This window comes from Micromonospora sp. URMC 105 (genome assembly GCF_051386295.1).
Classification (GTDB): Bacteria; Actinomycetota; Actinomycetes; order Mycobacteriales; family Micromonosporaceae; genus Micromonospora.
In genome coordinates this window covers 1-14,348 of sequence record NZ_JBPQTL010000075.1, presented here as the reverse complement: position 1 = coordinate 14,348, position 14,348 = coordinate 1, and the positions used below count along the sequence as shown (strand labels likewise).

Sequence of the window (14,348 nt, the reverse complement as noted above, 5' to 3'; positions counted from 1 at the left end):
GCCGCGCGCCGCGCTGGGTCCCGCTCGGCCTGCCGGCTCGGTTCGCACGGCGGGGCCTCACGCCGTGCGGCCGCGCCTCACGCCGTGAGGCGGCGCCTCACTCCGTGCGGCGGCGCCTGGGGCCGCGCTATGCCGCCTGAGGCCGCGGCGCCGCCTGTGCGGAGCCGCAGCCCTGGTCGGCTGAGTCGTTCACGACATCAGCTCCACAAAGGAAGCCAGGACACCGCGGCCGGCCGGCAGACGGCGACACCGGCCCCGGAAGCCCGGAGCCGGTGTCGGTCAGCGACGGCTCAGATGAGATCCCAGCTCAACGGGGTGCCGCGCGGGACGTCGACGGCGAAGGTGCGGCCCAGCACCTTCTCGATCTCCACCGGCGGCAGCCCGCCCGCGGGCCGGATCGACCGCACGGTGTCGGCGGTCACCGGATCGCCGGCCCGCACGTCCGCCACCACGTAGAGCGAGCGGCGGAAGCGCAGCCCCTCCCGCTCGGCGGGGGTGGGACCGATCGCGGTGCCGCCGAGGGCCGCGTACGCCCGCCCCGACTCGACCACCAGCGCGGCCAGCTCGTCCGGGTTGAGCGAGAAGTCCGAGTCCACCCCGCCGTCGGCGCGGTCCAGCGTCACGTGCTTCTCGATGAAGCAGGCGCCCAGCGCCACCGAGGCCACCGGCACACCGATGCCGGGGGTGTGGTCGGAGAGGCCCACCGGCACGCCGAACGCGTCGGCGAGCACGGGGATGCGGCGCAGGTTGCTGTCCGCCGGCGGGGCCGGGTAGGAGGCGGTGCAGGCCAGCAGCACGATGCCACCGGCCCCACCCTCGCGGGCGGTGCGCACCGCGGCGTCGATCTCGGCCACCGTCGCCATCCCGGTCGAGATCACCAGCGGCTTGCCGGTGCCGGCGACCAGCCGGATCAGCGGCAGGTCCACCAGCTCCGACGAGGCGATCTTGTACGCGGGCGCGTCCAGCTCCTCCAGCAACTGCACCGCCGTCGCGTCGAAGGGCGAGGAGAAGACGGTCAGTCCCCGCTCGCGGGCCCGGGCGAAGATCGGCGCGTGCCACTCGTACGGCGTGTGCGCTCGCTCGTAGAGCCGGTACAGGTTCTGCCCGCCCCACAGCTCGTGCGCGCCGGAGATCCGGAAGGCCGGGGTGTCGACGTCGATGGTGATGGTGTCCGGCCGGTACGTCTGGAGCTTGAGCGCGTGCGCGCCGCTGGCCGCCACCGCGTCCACGATGGCCAGCGCCCGGTCCAGCTCACCGTTGTGGTTGCCGGACATCTCGGCGACCACGAAGGGTCGCTCCCCGGTCCCGACCACGTGCGGTCCGATCTTCACTGTCGTCGTCATGCCGACCTCTCTCCGCTGTGCGTCCGCGCCCGGGCGCGGTCCCTGCCTCGTCGTCCGTGGACGACCTGGAAAACTGTCCCGCCGTGGGTGTCCGGCCCGGCTCCGGACGCCCACGGCGGTACGACTGGACCCGTCGTCACGGCGTGCCGTGACCGGCCAGCGCGTCGGTCACCTCGGCCCGGTCCGCCCCGCCGGCGGCGGCCCGGTTCACGGCGGGTGGTGCGGTGCCGGCCGGGGCCGCGGCGGACCGGCGCAGCCGACCCGCGAGCCGGTGGGCGTGCCGCAGCACCGCGTACGCGAGGTAGCTGTCCCGGCCGACCAGCCGGTGCTTGAGCCCGACCACCCCGCCGGGGCGGGGGTAGCCGCCCGCCGGCAGGTGGCGCCGGTACTGCGCGGCCACCCGGTGGAAGAACTCCCGGCGCAGGTGCGGGTGCAGCCGGTCGTCGTTGCCGACCACCACCAGCATGTGGCTGACCATCAGCCCGAACAGCTCGGCCCGCAGCCGCTCGTCCGGGTACCGCCGCCCGACCCAGTCCAGCAGCCGGTCGTACTGGTCGAAGGCGTCGAAGTGCCGGCCGCTGCGGGTGGAGGTGATCGCCCCCTGCCGGCCCTGCCGGTAGAGGTAGCAGACCCGGTCCAGCACCGAGATCTTCTCCGCGCCGATCAGCAGCGGGTGGCTGAACGGGATGTCCTCGTACCAGCCGGGGTGGAAGCGCAGCTCCAGCTCGTCCATGAAGGCGCGGCGGACCACCTTGTTCCAGGCCGTGTGCTGTACCCGCAGCAGCTGCGGCCGGTCCGCCAGGCGCACCACGTCCGGCACGCCGCGCAGCAGCGGACTGCTGGCGTCGAGCTCGCGCCGCCCGCCCTCGTGCACCCGCACGTGATCCACGAGCAGCACGTCGGGGCGGTGCGCGCGCAGCCGGTCCAGCACCGCGGGGATGGTGCCCGGCGGCAGCCAGTCGTCGCTGTCGACGAACCAGACGTACTCGCCGGTCGCCACCTCCAGGCCGGCATTGCGGGCCGGCCCCAGACCGACGTTGCTGCTCAGGTGCACGGTGCGCACCTCGGGCCGGCCGACGCCGTACGAACGCAGCATGTCGCCGCACCGGTCCGGGGAGGCGTCGTCGACGGCGACCAGTTCGACCGTGCCCCGGTCGCCGGCCGGGACGTCCGCCCGGATCGACTCGAGGCACTGGTACAGGTACGCCTCCACCCCGTGGACCGGCACCACGATGCTCAGCAGGACGGTGGCGCGCGTCGGCTCGTTGACCACGCCGCCACCCTGGTGCACCCGGGTGGACGCGCCCGGAACCTGACGTATCCGGGGGAGATGGAGTTACTGAACAGCGCCCGAGCGGCGGGTTAACGACTCAGGATCCGCCGCACCGGCGCGCCGACCGCCCGCCTGACCCGGGCCCGCAACCGCTGCTCCTCCAGCGCCCGCAGCTGGCCGCCCAGCTGGGTGTTGCGGTCCCGCAGCCACTGGATCCGCTCCAGCAGGGCCTCCGGGGAGGTCGCGGTGGCCGGGCGGACGGCGGGCGGGAAGCTGGTGGCGCGTACCCGCTCGTCGAAACGGGTGGTGGCGTCGCCGTCGTCGAACGCGTTGCCGAGCCGGTGCGCGGCGAGGAACGCGGCCATCCGCTCGTAGCGGGCCCGGTGACCGGCGTGCAGGGCGGTGTAGTCCGCCTCGGCGTAGAGCTGCGCGGCGTCCACGTCGGCGGGCACCTGCTTCATCGTCCGGTGCGGGATGTCGAAGTACCGGGCCAGCTCCAGCGTCCGCGAGTCGTGCGCGAAGAGGTAGCCGGGGGTGCCGGCGACCAGCGCGGTGATGGTGCCGTGGATCCGGGTGCCGAAGGCGAAGTCGAAGCCGGCGAGGTAGTCCATCCAGGTCCACGGATCGAGGAACATCCGCACCTTGTCCTCGACGAAGAGCGGGTGCGAGGTGTGCACCGGGATGGGGCTGGTCTTGCCCCGATCCTCCGGGGCGTCGCCGTAGAGCAGCGTGCCGAGGGTGGTCAGGTCCTGCGGCAGGTAGCGCAGGTTGGGATAGCGCTGGTGGTGCGAGGCGATGATCTTCGCCATCGACTTGACGTACGGGGAGACGGTCAGCGCGACCCGGTCCTCGGGCTCCAGCGTCGGCTTGGTCTTCTGCACCGTCAGCCGGTCCCCGTGCAGGAACATCGACGGGCAGCCGATCACGTCGACGGCCGAGAAGCCAAGGGTGCGCAGGTAGCCCTCGGTGATCTCGCCGCGTACGCCGATGCTGGGCGAGCGGTCGAGCACCGCGCGGACGAACCGGCTGACCACGTCGTCGATCGGGCGCAGGTACTCGCGGTCGCCCGCCACGTCGGTCTGGACGCCGACGCCGAGCACCACCACCGGGATCTTCAGCCGCTCGACCAGTCGGGTCATCAGCTCGATGCGGTGGGCGTAGCTGCGCCGGAAGGCGTTGGCCAGGGGGACGACGTAGACGTCGTACCGCTCGTTGATCTCGTCGGCGTCGCGCGGGTTGACCTTGAACTCGGTCGGCGTGATCTCGGCGGTCGTCGTGCTGAGCAGCTTGTGCGCGGCGTGGCTGAAGACGAGGTTGCCGTTGTTGACGCCGATCCAGTCGCCTTCGAAGGCCTCCTCGGGCGAGCGGACGTCGAACGGGCCCTTCTTCGCCCGCATCAGGATCCGCTGGTGCATCGCCGCTCCATTCGTGGTCCGCGTGCCGGGGCGGCCCGGGACAGGACGCCGGCCGGCCCGCACCGGGCACGACGTCGGCTGCGGGTCCGGGGAATATTAGGGCAATCGACAGCCGACGTACATCTCCCGATGACAACGCGTCCCCCGGCCTGCTGGTGGCGGCTCGACCGGCCGGTAGGGTCCCCGGACGGTGGCCCGACCGGTGCCACCGTCCGGCGCCGGGCCGCGGTCGCGGCGGCGAGCGGCCGGGGGAGGAGAGGTACGTGCGGGTGAGCGTGGCGACGGCGGAGTGCCCGGCATGACGAGCGCGGTGGGCGCACCGACGGCCGCCGCGAGCCGGCTGCCCTCGCTGACCGGGCTGCGCTGGGTGGCCGCGATGCTGGTCTTCGGGTACCACGCGGGCACCATGCGGATCGTCGGCGAGCCGGACTACCAGGCGGTCGTCGGCGGGCTCTTCACCCTGGGCCTGTCCGGGGTGCAGTTCTTCTTCATCCTCAGCGGATTCGTGCTCGTCTGGTCGGCCCGCGAAGGGGACCGGCGGCGCGACTTCTGGCGGCGGCGGCTCGCCAAGGTCTACCCGAACCACGTGCTGACCTGGGCGGCGGCGCTGCTCGTGATGTGGTGGTTCGCCGACACCATCGTGCCCCGCGCCGCGCTGGAGAGCCTCTTCCTCGTGCAGGCCTGGGACCCGACGCCCGGCTACTTCTACAGCATCAACACGGTGAGCTGGTCGCTCTCCTGCGAGCTGTTCTTCTACCTCTGCCTGCCGCTGGTGCTGCCGGCGCTGCGCCGGGCCCGCGCCGGCCTGCTCTGGGCGGTGGTGGCGGCAGTGCCGCTGCTGATCGTGGCGCTCTGGCCGGGGCAGGCGCTGGTGCCGGAGGAGAGCACCTGGTGGTTCACCCAGATCTTCCCGGTGGTCCGCTCGCTGGAGTTCTGGCTGGGCGTGGCGGCGGCCGAGCTGATGCGGCGCGGCCGCTGGCGGGGCCCCGGACTGCCGCTGGCCAGCCTCATCTTCGTGGTCACCTGGGTGGTGGCGGGGCAGTGGATCCGGGCCGAGCTCTGGGCCGCGATCCTCTCCGTGGCGTACATCCTGGTCATCACCGCGGCGGCGGACGCGGACGTACGCGGATTGCCCTCGCCCTGGCGGCACCGCCGGCTGGTCTGGCTCGGTGAGGTCTCGTTCGCCTTCTACCTGGTGCACGTGCTGGTGATAGTCACCGTGCTGCGCGCCACCGGCCACCTCGGCGTCGGGCTGCCCGGCTGGTGGGGCCCGCTGGCGATCCTCGGCTTCCTGGCGGTGAACCTGATGCTGGCGGCCCTGCTGCACCGCTGGGTGGAGACGCCGATGATGCGCCGCCTGGCCCCCCGCCGCCGCCCGCGACCCGCCCGCGTCGCGTCGACCCTGGACAGGGAGGCGCCGCCGCGGCGCGCCACGCCGGCACCCCGGGGGGCCGCCACCGACGTTCCGGCGGGCCGACCGATCGAGTACGCGGGCCCGCGCGACCCGCACTGAACGGTCCACCCTGGCCTCCGGCCCGCCCCGGAGCCCGTCGCACTGACCGGTCCACCCCGGCCGCTCCGGCCCGCCCCGGGAGTCCGTCGCGCTGACCGGTCCACCCCGGCCGCTCCGGCCCGCCCGCGGCCGCGGAGCCCGTCGGCGTCGCGCCGTTTGCCGGCATGTCGGGGTGACATCCGTGGAGGACTGCCCGACACGCCGCAAGTGGTGGCCCGGGGGAGGACACGGCACGCCCTCCGTGCCGGCCCGGTGAGGACGCCCGTCGGCAGGTGCTCGGGACCGGCGCTGCCCCGGGCGGTTCGCCGGCAGGTCGGGGTGACGTTGCCGAGGGACTGCCCGACACGCCGCAGACGGGCGGCGCTCGACCGGTCGCGCGGTCGTGAGTGCCGCGCCGACACGCCCGGCGACGCTGCGATCACCGGGCATCGGCGGTAGCGTTATGCCGTGCTCCCGGTCGCGCGCACCAGTCCCCTGTGGTGGGTCGCGCGCTGGAGCTCCCGGCTGCTGACCGGCCTCGCCCTGGCGGTCGCGCTCTCCCTCGGCGGTTCGGCCGTGTCCGACACCGGCCCGGGCGCCGCCGCCCCGCGTCCGGCCGCCGCGCCGGCCCTCGCCGACCTGGCGGTGCCCGACGTGTCCGCCGTCCGCGCGGCCGCCGTCCACCTCACCGCGAGCCCCGCCGTCGACCTCACCGCCCGCTCCGCCGGCACGATCGCCGCAGGCCCCGCCGGCACGATCGCGGCCGGTCCCGCCGTGACGCTCGGCGCCGGGGACGCCCGGAGCGCGGGCCACGCCCTCGTCGCCCCGCCGGTCGTGCCGTTCGACCCGGTCGCCTCGATCGACCGGGCCGGCCGATCGGCCCACCCGGTCACCGCGCCGCCGCCCCTGGCCGGGCCGGCCGTCGGCGCCAGCGGCCCGCGCGCCCCGCCGCTCGGCTGACCGCCCACGCGGGGGTGACCCGCGACCGCACCTGTCGAGAACCACGCCACCGCACCCGCCCACCGGCGTGCGACGCCCCCCGGCCTCGCCCCGCCGCCCCGGGCCGGCGTGCGGACTCCTCATCCGCGTCCCCCTTCCGGGAGGTGCCGACCATGAACACCGTCGTCTACCAGTTCCTCGTCGAGGTCCCGACCGCCGCCGCCATCTGGTCGGCCCTGCTCGTGCTCGCCCTGACCGTGCTCACCGTGCTGGTCGCCCGCCCGGAGCGGGAGACCGCCGCCGAGCCGGCCGTCGAGGCGTCCCCGGCTCCCAGCCCCGCGACGGAGCTGGCGGACCTGCGCCGGTACGCCGAGGAGGTCGCCGTCGCCGCGGCCGGCGCCGCCCAGACCGCCCGCCGGCGGCGGGAGGCCTGGCTGACCGCTCAGGAGGAGATGGACCGGGCCTGGGAGGTGTACGACGACGCGGAGACCGCCGCCCGTCGGTTCGTCGGCGCCGCCGCACTGCCCGCCCCGCGTACGCCCCGCACGCCGGCCGAGTACGCGGGCCGGGAGCGCTGGCTGCACCAGGCGGCGGTGGCCGCCCACTGGCGCGGCGAGCTGCCCGTGGAGCGGCTGCGGGACGTCTTCGCGCACCGGGACGGCTGGGACTCCCGGCGGCACCCGGTCGAGCAGGAGGTGCTGCTGGTCCGGGCGGTCCGCGACGGCCGGCGGGACGCGTACCGGGCGGCGGCCGAACGGGAGCGGTCGGCGTGGCGGGACGCCGAACTGGCCGCCGAGGCGGCCCGTGCCCTGAGCGCAGAGGCGTACGCGGCGGCGCAGCGGCTGCGTCCGGGGCGGGTGCCCGCGCCACGGGCGGCGACGGGGGCGGCGCGGACGGCGCCTGCGGCGCGCTGGCGGCCCGCCCGGGTGGGCTGACGCCGCGACCGAATCGTTACCCGAATTTCGTGAGCCGCGTCACCGCGATCACGGAAACGGTCACTCGTAACAGTCGGTGACATCGATCGCCGCGATCCGCTGACGTTGCCGCCCGGCCGTCCGGTTGTGACCCGACCGTGCCGTAACAAACGTCCGTCCCATTGAGTGGCGTCAGTGCCGAACTGTACGGCAAATTAGTCGCCCCGATGATGTTTACGCAGCTGGGGACGCTTGGCGGGCAGGTGGACCGGCCAGTAGTGTCGCCCCGTCCGGTGCGGTTTCCGATCGCAAGAGGCGACGCCGCACCGACCCGCTCAATCGTGACTTTCACGAACCGGGGACCCACGCACGTCTGGGGTGAATCCGCGGGCCACGGCCCGCGGTAGGGCGTTCTTCCCGCCCGAATCCGTCAGCTAACCCGGTAGGCGGTGTCGGAAGGAGTTTCCACTTCGTGCAGCACCCTCGCATCCCTCTCCACCTCGGTACCGGGGTGTTCCCGCAGGTCCGCCGCGCCCTCGCGCGCTGATCCCGGCCCACACCCCGCCGCCCGGCCACTGCCCGGGCGCACCCCCGCCGAGCGGCCTCTGCACCGGTCCTCACACCGCGGGTGACGTCTCGTCACCCGCCGGTCCGGCACGCCGCTCCCGCCCTCGTACCGTGGAGGAACACGTGAAGCACACCCTGAAGCGGCAGCTGCGCCGGCTGGCCGGCGAGCGGTCGTACCAGCTCCTCGCCGGTTCGGCCGCCGCGCTCGTGCTGGTCTCCGGTGCCACCACCCTGCTCGCCGACGAGGCGCCCGCCCGCCAGCAGACCTCGGCCGCCGTCGCCGCCGAGCTGGCGCCCCGGCTGGACGAGGTCGCCAGCCGTGGCCAGGACCGCGCCACCACCCACCACCGCCCGTCCTCGCCGTCGTCCGCCGGCAAGGCCAAGGCGGACCCGGACGTGACCCGCAAGGCGGCTCCCAAGCCGCCGTCGACCAAGGTCCTGCGGATCGACTACCAGGCGCAGAACACGTTCTACAACTGCGGTCCGGCGGCGGTGCGCCACGCGCTCAGCGCGGCCGGCGTCGAGCGCAGCCAGGACGAGCTGGTCGGCCCGCTCGGCACCACCGAGATGGGCACCAACTCGGCGCGGGACACCACCCGGGTCCTGAACCAGTCGGTCAAGGGCGACCCGTACCGCACCCGGATGTTCGACGGCACCCCCAGCTCCGCGCAGATCGACCGGCTCCAGGCCGACGTCATCGAGACCATCAACGACGGGCGGGGTGTCGTGGCGAACGTGGCGGGCTCCGCCACCGACACCGCCGGTGGCTGGCACTCCTTCCCGGGCGGCCACTACATCGCCGTGGTCGGCTACAAGAACGACGGCCGCACGGTCCGGATCGCCGACTCGGCGGACCCGAACGTGCCGACGTACTGGATCAGCACCATCGACCTGGCGAACTGGATCGCCACCCGCGGCTACTCGGCCTGACCTCGCACCACCGCACGTACGGGCACCGCCCCCCTGGGGGTGGTGCCCGTCGTCGTCGGCGCGTCTCGCGCGGCGGAACCGGGCGGTGGCACACTGCGCCCCATGACCGACGACTCGGGTACCCGCCGCCTGCTGTTGCTGCTGCACGGGATGGGCGCCACCGGCGACGTGTGGCTGCCCTGGGCGCCGCTGCTGGAACACCGCTGGCCGGGCCGCTGGCTGGCGCCGGACCTGGCCGGGCACGGCTTCTCCCCGCCGCTGCCCGGGTACTCCTTCGCCGGGCTCGCCGGGCAGGTCGCGGCGCGGCTCGGCCCGGCGGCCGAGGGCGCGCGGCCGGGTGAGCGGCTGGTGGTCCTCGGGCACTCCCTGGGCGGGGTGGTCGCGCTGGCGCTGGCCGCCCGCGAGGCGGGGCTGCCGGTGGACGCGGTGGTGGGGCTGGGCATCAAGGCGGTCTGGTCGCCGGCCGAGCTGGCCCGGGCGCGGGAGCTGTCCGAGCGGCCGGTGACCTGGTTCGCGACCCGGGACGAGGCGGCCCGCCGCTACCTGAAGGTGGCCGGCCTCGGCGGGTTGTTCGCGCCGGACCACCCGGCGGTCGACGCGGGCCTGCGCGTCGAGGACGGCCGCTGGCGGCTGGCCATGGACCCGGCCGCCTTCGCGGTCGGCGCGCCGGAGCTGCCCGCCCTGCTGGCCGCCACCGACGTCCCGGTGCTGCTGGCCCGGGGCGAGCACGACCCGATGGTCACCGACGCGCAGCTCGCCGAGCTGGGCGTGCCGGTGGTGACCCTGCCCGGTCTCGGGCACAACGCGCACGTGGAGGACCCGGCGGCGGTGCTCGCCCTGCTCGACCCGTACCTGTGAGCGATGGTGGGCGGCCGGGCTCCGGGCCCGACCGCCCACCTCCGGTCGCTCAGTAGCTGCAGCCGCTGCTGGGCAGGCTGGCCGCGGCCGGCACCGTCGCACCGTCGTAGATGGCCAGCAGCAACTGCTGCGGGCACCGGTTGACGCCGCCGACGCGGACCTCGATGTGCAGGTGCGGGCCGGTCACGTTGCCGGTGGCGCCGGTGTACCCGATGACCTGACCGGCACTGACCCTGGCGCCGGCGGCGACGGAGCGCGACGACAGGTGACAGAACAGGTAGTACGCGCCGTCGTCGCCGGTGATCCCGACGCCGTAGCCGCAGCTGCCGCCGGCGTGGGACACCGTGCCGGCGGTGATCGCGTACGTGGTCACCCCGGTCTGGGTGGGCAGGTCGATCGCGGGGTAGTCGTGGTGCGGGTCGTCGTACTCGGAGCGGGGCAGCACCGACCGGTCGATGACCGGGGCCCAGGTGCCGCCGCCACCACCGCCGCCGACCAGCCACTGCCAGGTGGTGGCGCCGACGGTGGTGCCGCCGGTGAGTCCCCGGCCGGACTTGAAGGCGGAGACCGCGGTGGTGGTCGAGGCGCCCCACACGCCGTCGACGGTGAGGCCGTAGCCGTACTTGTTCAGCGCCGTCTGCAACGCCCGTACGGCGTTGTTGTTCGCGCCGGGATCCAGAGTGACCACGAGTTTGCCCCAGGTCAGCGGCCCGACGATCCCGTCGGCCGCCAGTCCGTTGGCGGACTGGAAGGAGCTGGTGGCGGCGGCGGTGCCGGCGCTGTAGTACCCGTCGACGGTGAGCGTCCGGCCGTGGTGGCGGAGCAGGAACTGGGCGGTGCTGACGTTGGCGCCGCCGGTGCCGGTGCTCAGCGTCGGCCAGTTGGGGGTGGCGGCGTGGGCCGCGCCCGGCATGGCCAGCATGGTCAGGACGGCGAGGGACGCCGCGCCGAGCCAGCAGGCGACGCGGCGAAGGGGTGATGGCATGTGCGCACTCCCGGGGGACGGAGGGAGGCGAGCGGCGTCGGGGCGCGCCGCGTCGCCGGTGCGCGGTCACCGGTGGCCGTGCCGCCGCCGGTCGATCGCGCGCCCGGCTGCCAGTATGCTGACGGCGATAAATATTTACAATGGTGAGAAGTTGTAAATAACTTTCGCCGTGCGCGCCGCCGCACGGCCTGTTCCCGTGCCTCTGACCAGCGCGGACACAGCGCGACGCCCCGCGCTGCCGGGGCGGCGCGGGGCGTCGGGTGCGGGGTTCAGGCGGTGCCGAAGACGGCCGCGTCGTCGCGCGTGCCGGTCTGCGACGCGCGCGGCACCGGCGGGTTCCAGCCCGGCTCCAGCTCGCGCCGGGCCGCGTCGAGGAACCCGTCGGCGTACGAGTCGGCCGGGAAGTCACCCAGGTAGCGGCGGCGGGTCTGCCACCGGGCCGAGGCCAGCGGATCGGTGTCCAGCAGCCCGGTCAGCACCTCGTCCACGTTGGACATGTCCCGCCGCAGCACGTAGCCGGAGCCCGCGAGGGGGAACCGCGCCACGAAGTCGTCTCCGTCCACGCCCATGTCGGTCACCGCGTACGGCTTGCCCGAGTACAGGAAGTCGGAGATCACTCCGGAGACGTCGGAGACCAGCGCGTCGGCCCGGTTGACGCAGTCGACCAGGGACAGCTCCCGGCTCGCGGCGGCACCCCAGAGGTGCTGCCGGCCGGTGCGGGTGCGGTCGGCCGCGAGCAGCTCGGTCAACCGCGCCAGCTGCCGCGCCGACGCCGGGTTCTGCGAGGTGTACGGGTGGGCCCGCAGGATCACCGTCGCGCCCCGGTCCAGCAGCCGGCGCAGCAGCGTCTCCGCCACCGGCAGCGAGCAGTAGTTGGCGTCGGCGTGGTGCCCCGTCCAGGTCGGCGTGTAGAGCACCGTGGGATGCGGCAGGCCGGTGGCCGGCTCGGTGCGTACCTCGATCGCCTCGACCTGCGGGCGGCCGACCACGACGAACTTCTCCGCCGGGATCTCCACCCCGGCGCGGGCGTACCGTTCGACGGCGGCCGGACCGGCCACGAAGATCCGGTCGAAGATCGCCGAGACCGGGTTGGCGCTCGGCGCCTTGTCGCTGTCACCGTGGTGGAGCTGCACGTGGGTGAGGTGGGAGAACCGGATGCAGTGGCTGTTCTTCGCGCCGTGGTTGACGTAGAACGCCACCCGCAGGCTCGGCACCAGCGCCTCGTCCATCGCCTTGAGGGTGGGGCAGTAGACCACCGGCGCGCTGGTGGCGGCGGCGATGCTCGGCAGGAACTCCGGTTCCCGCAGCAGCACCACGAACGGCCGGCCGAGCCGCTCCAGGTACGGCAGCCACATGGTGACCTGGTACTCCGAGCCGGGAGGCGCGGAGAAGTAGAGCAGGAACTCCGGCTGGTGTGCCCGCAGCGCCCGGGCCACCGGGCCGCCCCCCGCCGTCGGCCGGAACCGCCGGCGGGCCAGGTCGAGCCCGACCGCCGCGCAGGCGCCGGCCACCAGCAGGGCGGCGGCCAGCGCGACGAGGGCGGGCAGGGTGAGGGCGGCGGCCACCGCCACCACCCCGAGCAGCGCCAGCAGCGCGCCACCGAGGCGCGCGGCGACCAGCGGGGTCCAGGTGCGCACCGGCAGGTTCGCCGCCCGGATCTCCAGGTTGCCGGCGTCGCGCAGCGGCCCCACCAGCAGCACCAGGCCGAGCAGCACCAGCGCGGTGAGCGCCAGCGCCGGGTCGAAGCCGCCGTCGAGGCGGCGGGCGTACCCGACCAGGATGCCGGCGGCGAGCAGCACCGACTCGGCGCTGATGTCGGCGCCCGGCCGGACCCGGCGTTCCGCCCCGGCCGCGACCAGCGCGGCCACGGCCAGCGCCAGCCCCCAGCCGGTGGCGCCGGTCAGCGCCACCACCAGGAACGCGACCACGGCCAGCCCGGTGGTCAGGCATCGTGCGATCAGTTTCCTGACCAGGTCACCACGCATGTCGCGCACTCGTCTCCGCGGTCGAGGTCAGCCGGCGTCGACGCCGCTGGCCACCCGGTCCTGGTCGGCGGCGGTGGGCTGCGCCGGCACCGGGGCCGGCTCGCCCGGCGCCCGGCGCACGTCGATCACCTGGCCGGTCAGGTCGGAGATCAGCACGTCCAGCGAGGACTGGGCCACCGTCTCGGCGGCGAGCAGGGTGTGCTCCGGCTCCTCGCCGAAGGCCTTGGTCCGCATCGGGGTCGCGGTGCGCTCCGGGTTGATGCAGTTGACCCGTACCCCGAACTCGGCCCACTCGTCGGCCAGGGCCTGGGTCAGGTTGACCAGGGCGGCCTTGGTGGAGGAGTAGAGGGCGTACTGGGCCCGGCCCCGGGTGTAGGAGCTGGAGGTGTAGAGCAGCAGCTGACCCTTGGTCTGCTGGAGGTACGGCAGCGACTGCCGGGCGGCGATGACCGGGCCGACGAAGTTGACCTGGAGCACCCGGTCCATCGTCTCCTGGTCCATGTCGGCCAGCGAGCCCTTCTCCAGGATGCCGGCGGTGACCACCACGTGGTCGATCCGGCCGGTGGCCTCGAAGGCGGTCTTCAGCGCGGCCTCGACGTCCTCGGCGCGCTCGACGTGGGTGCCGGTGGAGGAGCGGCTGAACGGGAAGACCTGGGCGCCGTAGCGGCGGGCCAGCTCGGCCAGGTCGTGGCCGATGCCGTAGCTGCCGCCGAAGATGACGATCGTCCGGCCGGTCAGCTCCTCGGTGTAGCTGCGGTGGTCGGTCAGCCGGGGCGCCTGGGCGGCGGCGAGCTGGAAGAGCTTGTCCGCCAGGTGCACGTCGACCGGGTGGGTGACCTTGATGTTCTCGTCCGAGCCGTCGATCACCTTGATCGGCGTGCCGGGCAGGTACCGCAGCACCACGCCGCAGTCGTCGGTGGCGGCGAAGTCCGGGTCACCCTCGGCCCGCCGGTACGCCTCCCGGATGGTGCCGGAGCGGAACGCCTGCGGGGTCTGGCCGCGGCGCAGCGTGGCGCGGACCGGGATGTCGGTGATGCACTCGTTCTCGTCGACCTGGATGATCGTGTCGGCCGAGGGGATCGCCACGTCGACCGCGGCATAGGTCCACAGCGCGTTCACGCACTCGCGCACGATGCGGGCGCTGACCAGGGGCCGGACCGCGTCGTGGAAGAGGATGTTGACGTCGCCCTCGCCCACCGCGTCCAGCGCGATCCGGGTGGTGGCGTTGCGGGTGTCGCCGCCCTCGATCACCTTGCTGACCTTGCGGAAGCCGGCCTTGTCGACGATCTGCTGGGCGTCGGCGACGTGGCCGGTGGCCATCAGCACGATGATCTCGTCGATCTCCGGCGCGGCCTCGAAGACGGTCAGGGTGTGCTCGATGATCGGCTTACCGGCGATCTTCAGCAGCTGCTTCGGGATGCCCAGGCCGAGCCGGGTCCCGGTGCCACCGGCCAGCACCACCGCCACCGTCCGCGAGGGCCGCCATGGCGCCGGGGTCTCCGGTGCGGCGTCCGGGCCAGTGGTGTGGTCCTGCGTCATTGCCGATCCTCACTTCCAGGGATGTCTGAACGAAAGATTTCGCCCGAGTGGCGACGGGTTGAACCTTAACGCGCGGGCCGCGTCGCCCCAACGGGGCCTGTCTCTTAT

The 14,348-nt window shown here is 74.2% G+C and carries 11 protein-coding genes and 1 riboswitch; of the genes, 5 read left to right on the top strand and 6 right to left on the bottom strand.

Translation table 11 applies throughout. From position 1 onward, the window contains the following. Positions 1-290: 290 nt before the first annotated feature. The 3 genes from pseI to ACSNN7_RS21360 form a co-directional block, all read right to left on the bottom strand. Positions 291-1,343, bottom strand: coding sequence for a pseudaminic acid synthase (gene pseI, locus ACSNN7_RS21370; RefSeq protein WP_436682720.1), 1,053 nt, complete (start codon positions 1,341-1,343; stop codon positions 291-293). Between the two features lie 136 nt (positions 1,344-1,479). Continuing rightward, complete coding sequence (locus ACSNN7_RS21365) at positions 1,480-2,616, bottom strand: glycosyltransferase family 2 protein (protein WP_436682719.1); 1,137 nt, start codon at positions 2,614-2,616, stop codon at positions 1,480-1,482. 89 nt (positions 2,617-2,705) lie between these two features. Beyond that, the gene (locus tag ACSNN7_RS21360; protein ID WP_436682718.1) at positions 2,706-4,031 is read right to left on the bottom strand and encodes a polysaccharide pyruvyl transferase family protein; all 1,326 of its coding nucleotides are present in this window, start codon (positions 4,029-4,031) and stop codon (positions 2,706-2,708) included. Positions 4,032-4,329: 298 nt separating this feature from the next. On the opposite strand from ACSNN7_RS21360, the gene ACSNN7_RS21355 reads away from it, so the two are divergent. From ACSNN7_RS21355 to ACSNN7_RS21335, 5 genes are all read left to right on the top strand, one after another. After that, complete coding sequence (locus tag ACSNN7_RS21355; protein WP_436682717.1) at positions 4,330-5,544, top strand: acyltransferase family protein; 1,215 nt, start codon at positions 4,330-4,332, stop codon at positions 5,542-5,544. Between the two features lie 447 nt (positions 5,545-5,991). Next, positions 5,992-6,483, top strand: a complete 492-nt coding sequence (locus tag ACSNN7_RS21350; RefSeq protein ID WP_436682716.1) for a hypothetical protein — start codon at positions 5,992-5,994, stop codon at positions 6,481-6,483. Between the two features lie 152 nt (positions 6,484-6,635). Beyond that, on the top strand, positions 6,636-7,397 hold the full coding sequence (locus ACSNN7_RS21345) for a hypothetical protein (protein WP_436682715.1): 762 nt from the start codon (positions 6,636-6,638) through the stop codon (positions 7,395-7,397). 301 nt (positions 7,398-7,698) lie between these two features. Then, a riboswitch (cyclic di-AMP (ydaO/yuaA leader) is annotated at positions 7,699-7,840 on the top strand. A 214-nt stretch (positions 7,841-8,054) separates the two neighbouring features. Then, on the top strand, positions 8,055-8,873 hold the full coding sequence (locus ACSNN7_RS21340; RefSeq protein ID WP_436682714.1) for a C39 family peptidase: 819 nt from the start codon (positions 8,055-8,057) through the stop codon (positions 8,871-8,873). 102 nt (positions 8,874-8,975) lie between these two features. Beyond that, positions 8,976-9,731 carry an alpha/beta fold hydrolase gene (locus tag ACSNN7_RS21335; RefSeq protein ID WP_436682713.1) on the top strand — a complete coding sequence of 252 codons (756 nt, stop codon included), beginning with the start codon at positions 8,976-8,978 and terminating at the stop codon, positions 9,729-9,731. Positions 9,732-9,780: 49 nt separating this feature from the next. Here the strand turns inward: ACSNN7_RS21335 and ACSNN7_RS21330 are convergent, their stop codons facing one another. The 3 genes from ACSNN7_RS21330 to ACSNN7_RS21320 form a co-directional block, all read right to left on the bottom strand. After that, the gene (locus ACSNN7_RS21330; protein ID WP_436682712.1) at positions 9,781-10,716 is read right to left on the bottom strand and encodes a peptidoglycan-binding protein; all 936 of its coding nucleotides are present in this window, start codon (positions 10,714-10,716) and stop codon (positions 9,781-9,783) included. 269 nt (positions 10,717-10,985) lie between these two features. Continuing rightward, positions 10,986-12,701: a CDP-glycerol glycerophosphotransferase family protein gene (locus ACSNN7_RS21325; protein ID WP_436682731.1), complete on the bottom strand. Its 1,716-nt coding sequence runs from the start codon at positions 12,699-12,701 to the stop codon at positions 10,986-10,988. 27 nt (positions 12,702-12,728) lie between these two features. Beyond that, complete coding sequence (locus tag ACSNN7_RS21320; protein WP_436682711.1) at positions 12,729-14,240, bottom strand: D-ribitol-5-phosphate cytidylyltransferase; 1,512 nt, start codon at positions 14,238-14,240, stop codon at positions 12,729-12,731. Between the last annotated feature and the right edge of the window lie 108 nt (positions 14,241-14,348).